The organism is Sporacetigenium mesophilum DSM 16796, from assembly GCF_059569055.1.
Map to the genome: position 1 here is coordinate 111,918 of NZ_JCANUR010000003.1, position 17,625 is coordinate 129,542.

General features: G+C 30.5%; 13 protein-coding genes, 1 tRNA gene and 1 riboswitch. Of the genes, 3 read left to right on the forward strand and 11 right to left on the reverse strand.

The genetic code is table 11. The features are described 5' to 3' along the window. Positions 1 to 32 precede the first annotated feature (32 nt). The 3 genes from BS62_RS04710 to BS62_RS04720 all read right to left on the reverse strand — a co-directional run bounded on the left by BS62_RS04710 (position 33) and on the right by BS62_RS04720 (position 3,433). Positions 33 to 1,103, reverse strand: coding sequence for a uroporphyrinogen decarboxylase family protein (locus BS62_RS04710; protein ID WP_496490099.1), 1,071 nt, complete (start codon positions 1,101 to 1,103; stop codon positions 33 to 35). Positions 1,104 to 1,135: 32 nt separating this feature from the next. Then, positions 1,136 to 2,005 (reverse strand): uroporphyrinogen decarboxylase family protein, encoded by an 870-nt coding sequence (locus tag BS62_RS04715; protein WP_496490100.1) that lies wholly within the window; start codon positions 2,003 to 2,005, stop codon positions 1,136 to 1,138. Positions 2,006 to 2,293: 288 nt separating this feature from the next. Further along, entirely contained in the window at positions 2,294 to 3,433 is a 1,140-nt protein-coding gene (locus tag BS62_RS04720) for an MFS transporter (RefSeq protein ID WP_496490101.1), read from the reverse strand. 357 nt (positions 3,434 to 3,790) lie between these two features. Here BS62_RS04720 and BS62_RS04725 point away from each other — a divergent pair, with 357 nt between their 5' ends. Next, positions 3,791 to 4,639, forward strand: a complete 849-nt coding sequence (locus tag BS62_RS04725) for an FMN-binding protein (protein WP_496490102.1) — start codon at positions 3,791 to 3,793, stop codon at positions 4,637 to 4,639. Between the two features lie 52 nt (positions 4,640 to 4,691). Here the strand turns inward: BS62_RS04725 and BS62_RS04730 are convergent, their stop codons facing one another. Beyond that, complete coding sequence (locus tag BS62_RS04730) at positions 4,692 to 5,348, reverse strand: pentapeptide repeat-containing protein (RefSeq protein ID WP_496490103.1); 657 nt, start codon at positions 5,346 to 5,348, stop codon at positions 4,692 to 4,694. A 193-nt stretch (positions 5,349 to 5,541) separates the two neighbouring features. Further along, positions 5,542 to 5,617: transfer RNA gene (locus tag BS62_RS04735), tRNA-Met, on the reverse strand. Between the two features lie 142 nt (positions 5,618 to 5,759). Between BS62_RS04735 and BS62_RS04740 the strand changes: the two genes are divergently transcribed. Next, positions 5,760 to 7,046 carry a PAS domain-containing protein gene (locus BS62_RS04740; protein WP_496490104.1) on the forward strand — a complete coding sequence of 429 codons (1,287 nt, stop codon included), beginning with the start codon at positions 5,760 to 5,762 and terminating at the stop codon, positions 7,044 to 7,046. A gap of 40 nt (positions 7,047 to 7,086) precedes the next feature. On the opposite strand, the gene BS62_RS04745 is transcribed toward BS62_RS04740, so the two are convergent. Genes BS62_RS04745 through BS62_RS04755 form a run of 3 tightly spaced genes read right to left on the reverse strand, consistent with a single transcriptional unit; the run spans position 7,087 to position 8,441 of the window. Continuing rightward, a complete protein-coding gene (locus BS62_RS04745) occupies positions 7,087 to 7,344 on the reverse strand; it encodes a hypothetical protein (RefSeq protein WP_496490105.1) in 258 nt (85 codons plus the stop codon). A 36-nt stretch (positions 7,345 to 7,380) separates the two neighbouring features. Further along, a complete protein-coding gene (locus tag BS62_RS04750) occupies positions 7,381 to 7,989 on the reverse strand; it encodes a LysE family translocator (protein ID WP_496490106.1) in 609 nt (202 codons plus the stop codon). Positions 7,990 to 8,000: 11 nt separating this feature from the next. Continuing rightward, positions 8,001 to 8,441 carry an Lrp/AsnC family transcriptional regulator gene (locus BS62_RS04755; RefSeq protein ID WP_496490107.1) on the reverse strand — a complete coding sequence of 147 codons (441 nt, stop codon included), beginning with the start codon at positions 8,439 to 8,441 and terminating at the stop codon, positions 8,001 to 8,003. Positions 8,442 to 8,864: 423 nt separating this feature from the next. After that, positions 8,865 to 8,958: riboswitch (cyclic di-GMP riboswitch) on the forward strand. 89 nt (positions 8,959 to 9,047) lie between these two features. Between BS62_RS04755 and BS62_RS04760 the strand changes: the two genes are divergently transcribed. Further along, positions 9,048 to 13,160, forward strand: coding sequence for an OmpL47-type beta-barrel domain-containing protein (locus tag BS62_RS04760; protein WP_496490108.1), 4,113 nt, complete (start codon positions 9,048 to 9,050; stop codon positions 13,158 to 13,160). 49 nt (positions 13,161 to 13,209) lie between these two features. On the opposite strand, the gene BS62_RS04765 is transcribed toward BS62_RS04760, so the two are convergent. Genes BS62_RS04765 through BS62_RS04775 form a run of 3 tightly spaced genes read right to left on the reverse strand, consistent with a single transcriptional unit; the run spans position 13,210 to position 17,488 of the window. Then, entirely contained in the window at positions 13,210 to 13,581 is a 372-nt protein-coding gene (locus BS62_RS04765; RefSeq protein ID WP_496490109.1) for a carboxymuconolactone decarboxylase family protein, read from the reverse strand. Between the two features lie 4 nt (positions 13,582 to 13,585). Further along, on the reverse strand, positions 13,586 to 15,208 hold the full coding sequence (locus tag BS62_RS04770; RefSeq protein ID WP_496490110.1) for a thiamine pyrophosphate-binding protein: 1,623 nt from the start codon (positions 15,206 to 15,208) through the stop codon (positions 13,586 to 13,588). A 21-nt stretch (positions 15,209 to 15,229) separates the two neighbouring features. Beyond that, positions 15,230 to 17,488 (reverse strand): EAL domain-containing protein, encoded by a 2,259-nt coding sequence (locus BS62_RS04775; protein WP_496490111.1) that lies wholly within the window; start codon positions 17,486 to 17,488, stop codon positions 15,230 to 15,232. Positions 17,489 to 17,625: the final 137 nt, after the last annotated feature.

Sequence of the window (17,625 nt, forward strand, 5' to 3'; positions counted from 1 at the left end):
TTTGGTTACCTCCATTTTTAATTAACTATATTTTATAAGAAGTTTTTCGGATCTAATGGCCATTGTCCATATTTTCTAGCAGATGCCATAAATTGATCAATATTTTCTAAAGGAACACTTCCTGAAAGATCACAACCTGATGCTAAAATGTATCCACAAGGACTGTCATAAGCCTTTTGAATACAAGTTTTTACAGCTAAATCTACGTCATCGGTATTTCCTAAAATTAACACCTCTACTGGATCTACATTTCCAAGAATTGGAACCTTATTTCCTGCTACATTTTTTGTATGTACTAAGTCAACTCTATTATCTACGCTAAGCATATCACACCCTGATGTCACCATATCTCCTACAATTGAAGTTGTATCTCCACAAATGTGATAGCAAACCATTCCTTTTGCATCGTGAATATCTGCCATTAATTCTTTAGTGTATGGTAAAACAAACTCTAAATATTGTTTTCTATGAAGAATTGTTCCTGATGCAATTGGGTCACAGAAAAGTATAAGACAACCTGCTTTTATAAACTCTCTATATATCGTTTTTAATGCATCAGTACAGAATCTCATTAATTCATGCACTTTTTCAGGGTTCTTTCTAGTTGCTCTTAATAAATTTTCCGTTGGATAAATACTTGAAGCAGCAGTGAAAGGTCCAGTTATTAAAACTCCTGTTGGAACCTCATGTCCTAATTTTTCAACTAATATCTTTGCAGCATCAACATGCATTTTAAATTCTTTGTCATTTTCTATTGTAAGTTTTGATGCATCTAATTTATCTACATCATTTATATCATCTAAAACATGTTTATTAATTGCTGGTGTTTGGTCCTCTGGATCACTCATTTCACTTCCAAGAGCTGCCCCTACCCCATGTAGTCCATATTCAACAATCAATAAGTCATTACCAAATCTTTCATAACAAGCAATTTGTGCATTTGCTTCATTTAAAGCGCTACTTCTTTTTTCTTTGTGAGTTATTCCAAGTGCTTGGCCAGACATAGAGCAAGTTACTGGTATAGCTAACATTCTGTCCATTGGTTGTCCTGTCATAAATGCACCAAGTCTTTCATTTGGTGTCATCTTATCGTGTTTGTGCATATAATTCCCTCCATATATGATAATTTTAATAATTAAAATAAGTTAATTGTTTTTATTACTTTATCTTTTAGCTCAAAATCTTTATTTTTGACGCACATTTGTCCAACAAATTTCGCTTGTCCAATTATCTTTGCACAGGCTTTTGAATATTTCATAGATTCTCCTAGGTTAATGTCTCTCCATTCACCTTTATCTGTTCCCAACAGTGCAAATGTAGTTTTTGGACAAAGTAACACAATTGTTTCATCACTTAAAATTTCTTCTACTCTTTTTAATAATGGATAAGTAAACATTTCTACAACTTGTTCTGAAAATTTAGGTCCTAATATATTTAATCCTCCAGAAGAATCTCCATAGCTAATCATATTAACTCCTGCCTTTTGAGCTTCTTCAATAAAACGTAGTATTTCATTTTGAAATTTATCAAAAATATCTTTCATAATATCTGGATTTTTTCTAAATGTTTTAAATATATGGCGTGGATCAATTAAAACATTCATAATTGTAAAAGGTCCTGAAATATATAAAACAACGTCTTCTCCATTTTCACGTAGATGCTTACATGCTTTTAAAACTTCTGATATACGTCCACTTGAATAATCTATTTGAGGTAAGTTTAGTATTTCTTGGGCAGATGTACAAATATAATCCTTTGCTCTTGGGCCTATGTTCTCATCTCCAAAGTTAATAATTCCACCCATTGCTTCTCCTTCAACAGTATGGCAAAATGGTAATTCACAGAAAGTTGCGTTATCGTATTTTTTTAATTCTTGAGCAAGCAAAGCCATACTATCCCAGTGTTTATAAGCTTTAGGAAATTGCAAATCGATATTTTGTGTTATTTCTTTATTAATTCCTGCCGAATTATCGTATGTACAATTAAAGTCAATGATTTTACCCATGCTTATCCCTCCTACATAATAACTAAATCATTCAATATTATCTTGTATTTCTACTTATATGTTAAATTTTTAATTTATATTTACAAACTTAGGAAATCGTCAGTTTTCAAAATATTTAGTCGATATTCCTCGAATTAATTATATCATTATTGATTATGGCCGTATAATTGATATTTCCTATTAACAGTCATCCAACTATAGACTATCCTTATGATAGAAAAGTAACAATTTAGGTTTTGGTCAAGAAATTACAAAAAGGTTGTATCTAAAAAGATACAACCTTTTTGGCTATCTACAACTTCTTCTTTTATATAATAACAACAATATATATGCACAAACACACATAACCACACAAGTAATAAATGCTGATGATATAGAAATATCTGCTGTCTTTCCAATTATAATATTTGACCCTGCCCCAGCTAAGCTTCCAAACATAGAAAATATTGATAAAAGGGTGGCCCTATCATAAGTAGTTATACTTTTATTTTCTATGTTTAAAACTATAGGTGCAATTATAGCTGCACTGCCAAAGATAATTATTATTGAAAGTATAGTCAATGTAGCAGTAGATGTAAAAACCAATACTGTGCAACATATAGCAATGACAATATATAAAGTTTCAATACTTCTGTTATGGCCTAATTTAGAGCTTATTTTATAAGCTTTAATAGACATTAATCTAACTACTTGCATAACAACATTTAATATTCCAAAGTATTTAATATCAATTCCACTTCTTAAATACTGTAATTGATTTAAAAATACTCCTACTACTTGAACTACTTCATTTATTAAAGCAAAAGAAATTACCAATACTATAATACTTTTGTTTTTAAGAGCAGTTAGCAAACTTTGCTTAAATTTAGGTCTTTCTTCTTGTTGTACATTCACATCTTTAATAAATAAAGTTAATATAGCTGCCAATGCATAAGGTATAATTGTATAGAATGCAGTGCTATCCATTGAATTCTTAACAATTATCCCATACATAACTGAAGCAATTAGATAACCTCCAGTTGAAAATGCACTATATGCACCAAATATTTTTTCACTTTCCTCTTTCTTTATTGATGAATATATTAAAGCAATATCACACCCTGAAATTCCTGCTAAAGATAATGATAGTAGTACTCTTTCTAAAAAGAACATTTCAAAAGAATTCGCTTTATAAAAAATTATTTTTGAGATGAACAATATAAAATTAGAAATAATAAGTGTTTTCTTATATCCAAACTTATCTGCAAACCATCCCCATGGTATTTCAAAAATAATCAATAATATCCATGATATAGATTCTATTAAAAACATATCAGACAAAGATAAGTTTCTATTTTGCCTGTACAACGTAGCTATAGGTCCATAAAAAACAAACCCCTGTAGAAATACAATAATATACATTAAGTAAACGTTGACCTTTTTATTCACTTTTAATACACCCCCAAAATTACATGACAAAAAAACCTTCCTAAAGGTTATTTTTTAATACTTTGTAAATTTGTTTTGTATTAAATTGGTCTGTACATTCACTTTTCTCCTTATTATTTTGTTTATATTAATAATTTTACTATATTTTTATATAATTATGCTTATTTTTTATCACATGCAACCACATTGAATCCTGTATATTACTGCAATATTTTTATTAAATACTTTAATAATTAAAATTTATTACTAATTTTTTACATTTTTTGTTATTTATTAGACATTTTCGTTGACACAGGTATTGCCATACCATATAATGTAATTAAGTTATTAATAAACAGTTTTAAGGGGGAAATACAAATGAAAAAATTATTATCATTAGGTTTAACGAGTTTAATGGCTGTAACATTACTTAGTGGATGTACATCAACTCAGGAAACAACAGAAACAGAAACAGCAGCACCAGTAGTTGAATTAAAAGACGGTAAATATCATGCAGAGTATGATAGAAAAGACGTTAGAAGCTGGATAGCATTTGTTGATGTTACTGTTAAAGATGGTAAAATAACAGAAGCATACTACGATTATACAAATGAGAAAAAAGAAATGAGAACAGAATCTCAAGGGTACATTGATGGCTTTAAAGGAGCTAATGGTTTTACACCAAGAGAAGGTTTTGATAAATTAGGAGCTAACTTAATTAAAACTCAAGATGCAGCAAAAGTTGATGTTGTAACTGGAGCTACACATTCATCTAGAAACTTTAATGAACTAGCAGCAGCTGCAATAGAGAAAGCGAAAACTGGAGATACTACAGCGGCAATAGTACCTCTTTATGAAGATGGAACATATAAAGTTGAAGCAGATGATTTCGATGATAAAGGTTGGAAGCCTTTTGTAGAACTTGAAATAAAAGATCATAAAATAGCAGTTGCAAATTTTGATTACATAAATAAAGATGGTAAATTAAAATCTGAAGATGCAGAATATAAAACTAAGATGGAAGCAGTTGCAAAAACTTATCCAGAAAAATATACTGCTGAATTAGAAAAACAATTAGTAGAAAAACAACTTATAGGTGATGTCGATGTTGTAACTGGTGCTACTCACTCTGTTGAAAACTTCAAAGCATTAGTTGAATATGCTTTAGATGATTTAGCTGAAATAGGTAAAACTGGTACTGCTGCTATGAGCATGACTGAAGAGTAAGAAAAAATATAATACTACAATAAAATCCCCGACATTTCTGTCGGGGATTCTTTTATAAAAGACCTTCTGATTGATACTTATTTATAAGTTTAATAATATAACTTAATGTACAGAAATCTTTATCTACATTTTCCTTAACAAGATTTAATCCTCTTATTAAAGTTTTCTCATTGAAATTTTCTAGTAATATCATCATACTTATAGGGCTAACTTCCCCGCTCTTTGTATCTAATACCCTTGCTGCTTTTACATATTCATTAGTCATTGCAGCTTTAGCAGCATTTTCAAGTTCTTCACTAACTTCTAATTTTGGCATTTCCTCAAATATTTTTACATCTGCATTTGATAAGTCTAAGTTAACTGCTTTAGATGTATCTGTAGATACAAATATGACATTTTTGAATTCTGCTCCTCTAAAATCTACCCCTTCTAAATTTGCACTGTCAAATACTACATTTTCAAATTTAGCATTTCTAAATTTACTTCTTTTCAAATTTGTCGCGACAAACTCAGCAGAGTCAAATGTACATTCATGAAAATCACATGATTTAAATTGAGCGCCTCTTAAGCTTGCAAAATTAAAGTTTGAACTTGAAAAATCACAATTGTAACAATTACTTCTTCTTAAATCTTTATACATAAAATTCTTATTCGTCTTTTTTATGTTGTTATAGTTAAAATTATCAATTACCTTTTTCTTTATAGTCATAATTACCTCCATTAAAAATATGTTTTATTTTAGTTTGCTATATTCTTATTTTTATTAAACACTATCTAATAAAAAATTCGCTACGCTCATGTCGCCAACGACCTTGAAAAACAGGTCCGTAGCTCAAGTTTAGCAGTTGGAAATTAAAAAACTCTCATATCAAAAGATATAAGAGTTTGGTTTTATACTTTATTGGTTGCGGAGGCAGGACTCGAACCTACGACCTTCGGGTTATGAGCCCGACGAGCTGCCAACTGCTCCACTCCGCGATATTGTTTTGTTTCTTTCCCTAAGTAATATACTAACACACATATTAATTAATAGCAAATTTATATTTAAATACACTAATTAGTTTAAATTTCATATTATATATTAATAAAATTTAATAGTTGATTAAGGAGAGAATGTTATATGTGGAAAGAATGTATTTGTGGTAAGGATTGTAATTCCTATCTCGAGTCTTTCTTTAATTCAATAAGTGAAGGGGTTGCCTTTCATAAAATAGTTTATAATGAGAATGGCCACCCTATCGACTATAAATTTTTAGCAACAAACAATGCTTTTACAGACATCACTGGATTGACTCGAGAAGATATTATTGGAAAAATGGTGTCAGATTTTACACCTGATTTAAATCCATTTTTAATTAATACTTATGAAAAAATCTTATTATCAGGAATATCTGTTAGTTTCGAAATTTATAACGAAGAATTGGATAAGCATTTTAGAGTTTACACATTTGGTTCAACAAATGATAATTTTACAGCTTTATTTGCTGATATAACTGATTTAAAGAAAACTAACGAACTTATGAAAAAACACCAACTTTTATTTGATAATGCACAAGATATTATTTTTTATGCAGACACTAATGGCAACATAATAGATGCTAATATGAGTGCAATATTAAAATACGGTTATTCTTTAAGTGAATTAACTAAGCTAAATGTTCTAGATTTAAGACACAATTCAACTACTAACCTATTTCAACAACAAATGAAAGAAGCTGATAAAAACGGCCTTACATTTGAAGGTACACATGTAAAGAAAGATGGAAGCAGCTTTCCTGTTGAAGTTAGCGTTAAAAGTGTACTAGTTGATGATAAAAGATTGAGAATTCACATTGTAAGGGATATATCTGAAAGAAAAACTGCTGAAGAAAAAATACTTTATCTTGCAAATTATGACTCACTTACTGGAATACCAAATAGAAGTTATCTTATGAAACATCTAAATTTAATATTAGAAAATGCTCGTAGAGGAAACTTCAAATTTGCGTTAATGTTATTTGATATGGATAAGTTCAAAAGAATAAACGACGTATATGGCCATGCTGTTGGAGATATAGTTCTTAAAGAAATTGCCCAAGTTGTTCAAAGCACCATTAGCGAAGTGGATTTTGTTGCAAGGCTTGGTGGAGATGAATTTGTAATAATTCAACCTTATATTGAAGATTATGAAGATTCTTCTATTCTTGCTCAAAAGATTATAGAAAAGCTTAAGACCCCATTAAAGGTAGACGAGGCCGAGTTAACTATAGCTTTAAGTATAGGTATATCTATTTATCCAAATGATTCATGTGATATTGAAACACTTATTACTTATTCTGATAAAGCTATGTATATTGCAAAGCAAACGTCTGGAAGTACTTTTGAATTTTATTCAAATATTAAGGATTTTAGATATTTTTATTATTAATAATAAAGGTTGTATCAAAATTTGATACAACCTTTATTAATTAATAATTCTTTTTTGGTCTTAAGTCTGACTGACTTAAGTGTTTTTTTATAATGTATGAAGTTCCATCTTTTTTATATTCAGCTTCATAAGAATATCCGTATTTATCAATTTCATAATAATCTAATATCTTTACAGAATCTCCTGCTCTTAAAGATATAGTTTTTGTGTTAGTATCACTACCATCTATATGGGCTTTAAGTCTTCTACTTTTTGCTAAATAAGCAGTATCATTTACATCAAATTCTCTTTTTATCATTGAAATCTCCTTAAGAATATGTTAATATAGTCTATTTTATCCATTATAAACGTTATTGATTCCAAAAGCAACTAATACCAATCCAACAATTATATTTAATATATTAATGAATATTGAATCTAAAAAATTATTAATAAAGCTTCCCAAAATTGAAATAAGTGTTAAGAATAATACAGTTGACAACACTGCTCCAAGTCCAAATAAATACATATTCTTTTTATCCATATTTTCTTGGGAGATCTTCGTAGAAAAAACCCCTGCCCAAAACAGTATTGTCAATGGATTTGATATAGTTAATAGCATTGTTTTTAAAAATACATTTTCTCCACTTTGATTTGATGCAAAATTCAAACTGGGTAGGATTTTAATTCCAAAAGATCCTACAATATTACTTAATCCAAAAACAATAAGTACAATAGCCCCAAAATATTTTATTAACCTTTGTCCTTTTTCATATTTATTTAGTACAGTTCCCATACCAAGTATTGCGGCAATTATATATAAACAATCAATAATTGTTACCCCTAATACCCCAGTCTCTGCTGCAAAAAATCCAGATGAAGCCGCAGTCTGAAAAATAAATAAACATATAGGTCCTACTGCTAACTGTAATAATATTCCAAACCTAAATCCTTTTATAATCATACAGTAGCCTCCTACCTATTAGCAACTTCTTTTAATGTTGATAAAACAATCAATGTATTAGATTTTCTAACACCTTTAATAGACTTCATTTTATTACTCAAAAAATCCTCTAACTCTCCTGTATCATTCATAAGAACCTTTAGCATATAATCATATTCTCCCGCCATATGATGGCATTCGATTACTTCAGAAAATTGAACAATTGTTTCTCTAAAATTTTGGATATTTGCTGTTTCATCAATATTTACAAATATAATTGCTAAAAGTTTATATCCCATTTTCTCGCGGTTAACCTTAATCGTATATTGTTCAATAATATTTGATTCTTCTAATTTTCTAATTCTTTCTGAAACGGCAGGTATTGATAAATTCACTTTCTTGCTAATTTCAGAAGCAGTGGCTCTGCCGTTTTCTTTCATAGACTCAAGAATCTTTGCATCAATAATATCCATATCTCAGCCATCTCCTCTTAATCAATTTAATTTATTATATAAATAATCCTAAAATTAGTAAACAAAATTAAGATACATCAATAATTTTTTAAGAATAATATGTTTTTACTTAAAATTTTATTAAATTATATATATTTATGTCATTATACTTAAAATCTTAAAGGTTGTTTTAATTCCTCAACTTGTTTAATATAGCAAAAATAAATTGATTTAAATATTACGTAAGAATATGCTTAGAAATAATATATTTTGATTTATATTGTTTCTTAATGGTAAATATAGTAAAATTATGTACAAGATATATGGGTCAATAACTTAATCAATATAATTAGGTAGTCACTTTTTGATTCTTTAAAAGTATAGAGATTTCCTAGTTTTAATTAGTAAGTTTTTAAATTCATATACCTAAAATAAATATATTATAAGTGAAAAAGGCAAATCATAGGAAACTATGAGACGCAAAGCCAAGGGCCTGAACCACGACCTTTATTTACGTGGATGGTAGCCGGTTGCCACAGGGAATATAGTTTTCTTATCTATAAGCCTTATTTAAGGTTTATCTTTTTCCCTATTCCCCTTTTTCGCGAAGAAAGGTAGGGTCATGCCATGAAGAAAAATTTTCTTCGAAGTTTTCTAATTTTAGTAGTACTATTGGCGTTTCAACTAGGATTTCCTTTGGTTAATGCATATGCATTAACTACCAACAATGACGTACTGCCGCCAAGCAACCTATCATCACAACTCATTACACCGAGTAATGTAAAGCTTTCATGGAACTCTGTTTATGGAGCTAATGGTTATAATGTGTATGGAATTATTGACAGTCAGCTTAAACTACTTGGAACAACAACATCAACATCTTATACATTTAATAGTCTACCAGAAGGCTCGTATAGATATGTTGTGTCAACATTAAGTGCTGACGGAGAATCAGGTCCATGTGCTCCTGTTTCAGTTGATATTGACTATCCAACTATGGTAGCACCAATAGCCATAACCAATAAGATACAAAATGGCAATGATATCGTCCTAAGTTGGCCAGTATCTCAGTATGCTGAAAACTACAACCTCTATCAAATTAATGAAGATGGACAAAAAACATTGATTTCCTCGGTAAAAGCGCCCACTTACACATTTACTAATGTAGATGCTGGAAATTATACCTATGCGGTTTCTGCGGAAAATTCCCTTTATGGTGAATCTTCAGTGTCAAATTCTACACAGGTTCAAGTGATTTTACCAACTATGACTGCTCCAAGTAACCTCACATACTCATTATCCAATGGTAATGATATAACCTTAAAATGGAATGCTGTTCCTTATGCAACATCATACAAAATATATAAGGTTATTGATGGTCAAAAAGTTCTTGCAAGCACATTAACTGGAACATCAGTTACTTATACTAATAGACAGGCTGGTGATTATATCTATGAGGTTCATTCCTATAGTAGTCGTTTTGGTGAATCATTAGATGGAAGTCAAACCAAATTTACTCTAGTTATGCCGACAATGCAATCACCAGGTAATTTAACATATACTATTACCAATGGAAACGACATCACCTTAAAATGGAATACTGTTCCTTACGCAACATCTTACAAAGTATATCAGATCATTGATGGTCAAAAAGTCTTAAAAAGTACACTAACTGGAACATCTGTTACGTATACTAATAAACAAGCTGGTGATTATATATATGAGGTTCATTCCTATAGTGATCGCTTTGGTGAATCACAAGATGGAAGCCAAACTTCCTTGACTCTAATACTACCAACAATACAATCGCCAGATAATTTAACATATACTATTACAAATGGAAATGACATTACTCTAAAGTGGAATGCTGTTCCTTACGCGACAGCTTATAAAGTATATCAGATTATTGATGGTCAGAAAGTTTTAAAAAGCACATTACCTGGGACATCTACAACATTGGCAAATATGCCTAGTGGTGATTATGTTTATGAAATCAATTCTTACAGTGACCGCTTTGGCGAATCTAATGATGGAAGTATTATTTCATTCTCAGTAATTCATCCAGTTATGCAATCCCCAACAAATTTAATGCAGACAATTAAAAATGCTACTGATTTTACTTTAAATTGGAATGCATCTCCATACGCTACAAGTTATAAGATTTATCAAATAGTTAATGGACAAAAAGTCCTAAAGAATACAGTAACTGGTACAACTGTTTCATATACAAATATGTCACCTGGTGAATACGCTTTTGAAGTTTACTCTTATTCTACTCGCTTTGGTGAATCAGCAAATGGAAGTAGTATTACAGTTAACTTAAATGGTCAAACAATGCAGGCGCCAACAAATCTAACTTATAGTATTTCAAATGGTAACGACATCACTTTAAGATGGACAGCCGTTCCATATGCAACAAGCTATAAAATCTATCATGTAATTGATGGCCAACAAGTTTTAAAACAAACTGTATATGGTACTAGCGTAACGTTCTCTAATATGGTTGCTGGCGATTATAACTATATTGTTAACTCAGTATCCAACCTTTTAGGAGAATCTCCAATTGGAGCAGAAACTACTTTTTCATTAATTCATCCAACGATGGAAGCTCCTAGTAACCTAGTATATAAAATTCAAAATGGTAATGATGTCCAATTAATATGGTCAGCAGTACCATATGCTAACAGTTACAAAATATACGAAATTGTCGACGGGCAATTAGTTCTAAAAACTACTGTAACTTCAACATCTACGACACTAAGCAACGTTTTAGAGGGTGACCATGACTATATTATTAAATCTGTAAGTACTCGCTTTGGTGAATCGTATGATGGAAGCCAAGTGTCATTTTCACTTATTTTTCCGACAATGGTTGAACCAAGTAACTCTACGTATAGTATTGCTAATGGAAATGATATTACCTTGAAGTGGAATTCAGTTAGTTATGCAACATCTTATAAAATTTATCAAATTATAAACGGAGAAAAAATCTTAAAACAAACTGTAACTGGTACTAGCATAACCTTCGCAAATATGGCCGAGGGGGACTACGCTTACGAGATTTACTCTTACAGTAATCGTTTTGGTGAATCACAAGTCGGAAGTAATACAAACCTTTCTTTGTTTTACCCAACTATGCAGTCACCAGCTAATTTAACTAATAGTACTTTAAATGGTAATGACATAAACTTAAGATGGGCAGTTGTACCATACGCAACAAATTACAAAATTTATCAAATTGTAGACGGAGAAAAGATACTAAAACAAACCGTTACTGGCACTAGCGTAACCTTCGCCAATATGCCTGAGGGAGATTATATTTATGAAATTCACTCATATAGTAGTCGATTTGGTGAATCCAATGAAGGAAACACAGTAAGCCTTAAATTAACTTGGCCAGTAGTACAGCCTCCTACTTTAAGTATAACTGTTTCCAACGTTAATAATATTACACTATCTTGGCAGTCAGTTAATTGGGCAAACGAGTACCGTGTTTACGAAATAATAGATGGCACAAAACAGTTAATATATAAGGGATCAGCCCTAAGCTATAAAGTTTTCAATCTATCAGAAGGTACACATAGTTATCAAATAACTGCATATAGTAATCGCTTCGGAGAATCAGCTTTATCTAAAGAATTATCTGAAAATATTATATATCCAGTTATGCAATCTCCAGTAGCTAACTTAAAACTTATAGACAAAACAAGTGCACAAATTACTTGGGATTTTATCACTTATGCTAACGGCTATAACGTATACGAGATTATAGACAATAAACCTGTTTTACTTGTAAATAACCTAAATAACTTGTCTTACACAATTACTGATCTTTCGTATGCTAATCACCAATATTATGTTACTTCATTCAGTAATTCATTTGGTGAATCTGATCCATCTAATACTGTTATTGCAAAACTTATTGTTGACACTAAACCCCCAGTTACAAGTGCAAATGCACCAACAAACTGGACAAATAATGATGCAACTATAAATCTAACTTCAACAGATGATATAACTGGTGTTGTTAAAACCTTCTATTCAATTGATGGCTCTAATTATTTAGAAGGTAGTTCTTTCACAATACAAGATGAAGGAATTCACAAGGTATCATTTTACTCAATTGATTCTGTTGGAAATATTGAATCTGCTAATACGGTTTATGTAAAGATAGATAAGACTGCACCAACCATAACAATGGAGTTATTCAATGAATTTAAGCTTGGTACTATGCTACAATTAAACTACTTAGCAAATGACGGACTTTCTGGTATTTCTATTGAAAATATGGTTGTTTTCGAACCAAATGAAACTATAGGAAAAGTAATTTCTAATGGTACAAACATCAACCTTGATAAACCTGGTGTATATACCGTAGTTATCACCGTAACTGATTCAGCTGGTAATAGTACTACAATCCAAAAACAATTTACCGTTTATATACCAGCTAACATTGAGGTAACATCTAAGGTTATTAAAGGAAATAATGGTGTATTCACTGTTCGTGTTAATCTTCCTTTAGGATATAATACTACTGATTTAGATCTTAACACAGCAAATATTAATGGTGTTAATGCCCTTACTAGCAACAACGGATATTATAACCAAGCAAAAATTGGTCAATTTAAGTTTGAACGCTCTGATTTTAATTGGACTGCTCCTCAAGTAGTAGTTGAATTCCGCTGTTACATCAACGGCTTCCTTGTAGTTGGTCAAACTACTGTTAAAGTTCAAATTTAATCTCTACAGAAATAAAAAAATCCCCCTACTACTTAGTAGGGGGATTTATCTATTTTGTATTATTTTTAAAAATTTCACCTGCAACAACTAAAGCACTACATGCTTTTGGAAATCCTACATATGCTGCACACTGAAGAATAATTTCTAATATTTCTTCTTCCTTTAGGCCCAGATTTAGTGCTGCTTTTAAATGAAAATCTAGTTGTTCAAATGCACCTTGTGTTATAAGTGCAGTTATAGTTACAATTTCTCTTAATTTTAGGTCCAGATTTGGTCTTGAATATATTTGTCCAAATCCAAAATCAACCATTTTCTCTGCAAAGTCTGGAAAAATACCTTCTAAATATTTTATTGTCTTCATTCCATTTTCATCTGTCATTAATTTTAGTACTTCAATTCCCTTTTCATAATCTTTATTCATATTATTACCCTCTCTTCATTGTTGGTGGTATTTCTAATGGGTCAACCATAACCTCTATAATAATTGGTTCATTATGTGATTTTGAAATTTCTAAAGCCTTTTTTAACTCAAACTCATCATTACATTTTAATGATTTTACTCCCATAGATTGTCCGAACTTTTCAATATCTAATGGTACACTATATTTTGAACCTACAGACTTTCCTACATTGTAATACATTCCTTTATCAACCATATCTAATCTTCCATTATTAAATATTATAAATGTAACCGGAATATTATAATTTGCTGCTGTAGATATTTCAGTACCTTGCATAAAGGTACATCCATCACCTGTTAAACAAATAATTCTTGAATTATCACTAGCTAATTGCGCCCCAATAGAGTAACCTATTCCATGTCCCATTGCTCCAAATACATCGTCAAAGAAGAATGTCCCAGGTTTTCTAATATTGAAATATCTTACTGCATAAAATGTATGACTTCCATCATCGCCAAATATAATTGAATCATCTGGAAGTTCTTGTCTTGCAATTTCTATTGCTTTTGCAGCTGATATATATGGATTATTATCAGCTGTAATCTCATATGTTTCTTGTAATAATTCAAATTCATTTTTTGATTTATTTGAAACTTTATCAAGTAATAACTGAAGATTCATTTTAATATCACCTATAATAGGTAGTGTTGGAACTAAAAGTGATTTTCCTATAAAAGTTGGATCATAATCTAAGTGAATAACTTCTTTAGGATAGTTTTCCTGTGATATACCAACCAAAGACATATCTGATAATTTACTTCCAATTACAATCATCAAATCTACATCTTTTTCAATATATTCACTTGCAGTTTCAGTACCACCTAAACCTAAGGCACCAAGGGATAATGGGTGATTTTCTATAAATGTCCCTTTTCCTCCTGGAGTAGTCATTACTGGTATATTCCACAACTCAGCTAATTTTTTTACTTCTTCATAAGCTCCACTTGAATGAACACCTTTGCCTAATAAAATTACTGCTTTTTTAGTACTATTAAGCTTTTCTATAAACTCGTCTATTCTAGAAGAAACCAACCCACACATATTACTTGGTAAATCAAGTTCAAATTCCTCAATTTCCTCAGTAAGTATATCAAATGGTATTGATAAATGAACTGGACCCTTAACCCCACTATGCGCCTTTTCCAATGCATGTTGTAAATACTTCTTAAATTGATCACTTCTTTCAACTCTAGCACTAAACTTAGTTACTGGTTCAAATATTTTAACTAAATCAGTTCCAAAGATTGTAGAATCTTGGCCCAAAGCCTTCCCAGTATCCTGTATAGGCTGTTGACCAGTAATAAATAGTACTGGAAGATGAGAAGCCTTTGCTTGTCCGGCGGCAGTTAACAAGTTTGTTCCACCAGGACCTGCAGTTGCAACAGCCACACCTAATTTTTTATTCATCATTGCATATCCAGCAGCACAATACCCACTGCCGCCTTCATGTTTATTTAGAATGAAATTAACCCCTTGTTTATCTAATTCCAAAAGTAATGGTACAATTGGCTTTCCAGGTATGCCAAAAACATGGTTAATGTCCCACCTCTTAAAATTAGATACTAAAATAGATGCTATACTTTTCAATTTTATTCTCCCCTTATGTTGTTAATATTTGTCTTTAAATGCATTTTGTAAATTATAAAATTCCTTTTCAAATAATCTTGGTGGCACTGGCTTACTAAAATAATAGCCTTGGACAAGATCACAATTACGTATTTGTAAAAATCTTAATTGTTTTTTGTCTTCAACGCCTTCAGCCACAACCTTTAAGCCAAGATTATGAGCCATAGAAATAATTGTTTCAACTATATTTGCATCACTTTCATCATCTGTAATATCGTTAATAAATGATTTGTCTATTTTTAGATAATTAATAGAGAATTTTTTCAAATAATTTAGTGAACTATACCCGGTTCCAAAATCATCAATGCTTATTTTAACCCCTAGGTCATTTAACTCTTTTAATATTTTTATTGCATAATCCACATCCATTGTCATACTTTCAGTAATCTCTAATTCTAGGTATTTTGGATTTAGTCCAGTTTCACCTAAAGTATTATTTATCACTTCAGTTAAATCCCTTTTCAAAAACTGTTGTGCTGATAAGTTAACACTTACTTTTAGTGGAGGTAAATCCATACTTTGCCATTTCTTCATTTGGGAACAAGCTTCTCTTAATACCCACTCCCCTATTCTAGAAATTAGCCCTGTTTCCTCAGCTATAGGTATAAATTTATCAGGAGAAATCATTCCTTTTTCTTCATGTATCCATCTAATTAGCGCCTCAACGCCAACTATATTGCCATTTTTTATGTCAACCTGTGGTTGGTAATACAAAATAAACTCGTTATTTTCTAATGCTTTTTCAATATCCATTTTTAGAATTATCTTATCTTTATAAAACTCTTCTAGAATTGGATCATAAATAACATAGCAATTTCTTCCATTAGCTTTTGCTTTATACATAGCATTATCAGCGTAAATTAAGCAAGTTTCAAAATCTACTGGATTTTCATGATATAATAAAACGCCCATACTAGTTGTTACATGAAATTGTTGACTGTCAATTTCTATTGTTTTATTAAAAGCATTTATTATCTTCTTTGCAAACTCACCTGCTTGTGCTTTAGTTCTTATATCAAAGCACAATAGTACAAATTCATCTCCACCCATTCTAAATGCATAATCATTTTCATTTAAGCATTCTTTTATTATTTTGGCAGATTCTTTTATTAATAAATCACCCTTTGAGTGACCAAATGTATCATTAATCATCTTTAACTTATCTAAATCTAAAAATATAAGAGCCATATGTGCTGATTCACTACAATAAGAGTTAATGTATCTATTTAGGACTTCTGTAAAATATCTTCTATTTGGAAGTCCTGTTAACTCATCGTGATATGCCAGATAGTTATATTTTTCCTCTGCTAAATACCTTTCTGTAATATCTCTAAACTGCCCAAAAGCACCTATCATATTTAAGTTTTCATCGTGAATAGACTGCATGTCGACAAGGCAAACATAATCTTCACCATTATTGTTTTTAAATTTCATCTCAACGTTTTCATAGAATTTTTGGTTGATTAAGACATCCTTAAAAAACTTACCTGTTATTGGAGAGTCATAAATGCTTCTTCCTTTAATTTCTTCCGCCTTAAATCCTGATATTTTTTCAGCAAATTCGTTATACTCTACTACTCCTCCGTATTCATCGGTTACAATAATTGCATTTCTAGTTTTAGTTAACATTATTTGATTCATTATATTTAGTTTACGATTTTGTTTTCTTAACAATAATTCCCGTTCAATTGCATCAACTACAGTAGTTAATGTCATTAAGAAAAATGGATTATGAAGTATAACAGCAGTCATAATACATATACTGCCTAATAGATTGTTATCATCTGAATAATGAAATGGTACTCCATAACAAGCACTATCATGTAAAAACTCATGATAATGATTGCCTCCTATTAACTGCACTGGGTGGTTTTGTTTTAGTGTTAAACTAACAACATTTGTACCCATATCATCTTCACTAAATTGAATACCCGGTTTTATTCCAAGTTGAGCCATTGTCGTTCTTATAGTTTCATCTCCGAGAGTATCTAGTAGATATCCCTTTTCATCTGAAATAACTATTAAAATAGGAGTACCTTCTAGTGATTTTATTATTTTCTCACTAAAAAATTTTACTACGTCTAAAATTTCTTTATAAGCTTCTTTCTTTTCTGTCAGTTTAAACTCTGACATAACATTTTTAGGTAAACGAGGTTCGTCTGGTTTCATACCTAATTCAATACATCTTTTTTTAGAATCAATAATGTACCGTGGTTCTTTATGATTATCTTGACTCAACATATATTAAATCCTCCTGGAGCAATAAGAATAAATACGTATCTATTTTAGGTATTATATTATCGAATTTTTCACATATTTGTCGATATGATCTCTAATTTGTCGTAATATTTAAATTTTAGCATACCTTTTCCTTTGAT